The 1524-nt window shown below is 66.5% G+C and carries 1 protein-coding gene and 1 pseudogene; both read left to right on the top strand.

What is annotated here, in order from left to right; all coding sequences use genetic code 11:
• On the top strand, positions 1-1080 hold a 1080-nt coding region (locus tag EOA60_RS32400; protein WP_128312585.1), incomplete at its 5' end, for a cation:proton antiporter.
• 126 nt (positions 1081-1206) lie between these two features.
• Positions 1207-1524, top strand: a pseudogene (gene glyA / locus EOA60_RS32395) (serine hydroxymethyltransferase); the annotation flags it as partial.

The following is a 1524-nucleotide window of genomic DNA, read 5'->3' as shown; positions in this document are numbered from 1 at the left end:
GCCGGCATCCTCGCGGGCATTGCGGCGTTGTTCGTCGCCGCCAAGGCGCTGCAGGTGCTTGGCCGCATCGGCGGCACGCCGGCGGGGGCGCAGGTGCTGGTGATGGTTCTGCTGCCCTTCGTCGCCTATCTCATTGCCGAGCATGTCGGCGCTTCCGGGATTCTGGCCGCGGTCACCGCCGGCCTGGTTACGGGCACCTCCGGCATTTTCCGCCATCTCTCGGTCTCGGCGCGGATTCAGGCGATGTCGCTATGGTCGATGCTGACCTTCGTCTTCAACGGCGCTCTCTTCATCCTGCTCGGCCTGCAGCTTCCTGACATCATTCGCAGGGTCCCGCCGGAGCTCACCAGCCGGCACTGGCTGTTCGAGCCGGTGCTGACCGTGCTCATTTTGACGCTCTGCGTGATCGGCCTGCGCTTCCTCTGGATCTGGATCGGCGACATGGCATCGATGATCGCCGCGCGGCTCGGCAAGCGCAAGGCAGAGCCCTTTGGTTTCCGCGTCAGGCTTGCCGGATCGGTGGCCGGCGTGCGCGGCGCGATCACGCTTGCCGGCATCCTGTCGCTGCCGCTCGCGCTGCAGGATGGCTCGCCCTTTCCAGCGCGAGACGTGGTGATCTTCCTCGCCGCCGGCGTCATCATCTGCTCGCTGGTCATCGCCAGCCTTGCTTTGCCGAGGATCGCCCGCGGGCTGGTCGAGCCAGGCGAGGATCCGGGTGCGGCCGAGGAGCGGCGGGCGCGTGCGGGCGCTGCCAAGGCCGCCATCGCCAAGATCGAGAGCCTCGCCAGCGAGGGCGGCGAAGGCGAGGCGGCCGAGGCCCGGCTCGCGGTCGCCGACAGCATCGTTGCCGGCTACCGGCGCCGCATCGCGGCTTCCGACGAGGCCGAAGAGGCGCGCGCCGAGGCGCGCGAATCCGGGCGGCTGGAGCTTGAGCTCAGGCACGCCGGCATAGAGGCGGAGCGCGCCGCCGTGCGCGCCATGTTCCGCACCCGCCAGATCAACGACCACACGATGCGGGCGCTGCTTTCCGAGATCACTTTGACAGAAGCGCTGCTCAAAAGCCGGCGCGACCGGAAATAGTGTTCAGCCGATTTGCTTGGCGCAATCCGGCCAGCAAATTTCGCGCCGCAAACGTGGCGGGCTCCAAACAACTGTGTTAATGGCGCGGCGACCTCGCAGACCTCCGGCCCCAAGGGAAAGCAAGCCATGTCAAATGCCGCGGCAGCCGCCAACAAATTCGAATCCTTCTTCGAGACCACGCTTGCCGACGCCGATCCGGAAATTTTCGGCGCCATCCGCAACGAGCTTGGCCGCCAGCGCCATGAGATCGAACTGATCGCCTCGGAAAACATCGTGTCCCGCGCCGTGCTCGAGGCGCAGGGGTCGATCATGACCAACAAATATGCCGAGGGTTATCCGGGCAAGCGCTATTACGGCGGCTGCCAGTTCGTCGACGTGGCCGAGGAACTGGCCATCGAGCGCGCCAAGAAGCTTTTCGGCTGCAACTTCGCCAATGTCCAGCCG

The organism is Mesorhizobium sp. M1A.F.Ca.IN.020.06.1.1, from assembly GCF_004023265.1.
Lineage (GTDB): Bacteria > Pseudomonadota > Alphaproteobacteria > Rhizobiales > Rhizobiaceae > Mesorhizobium.
The sequence above is the reverse complement of the archived record's forward strand: the minus strand, read 5'-3'. Positions and strand labels throughout refer to the sequence as shown.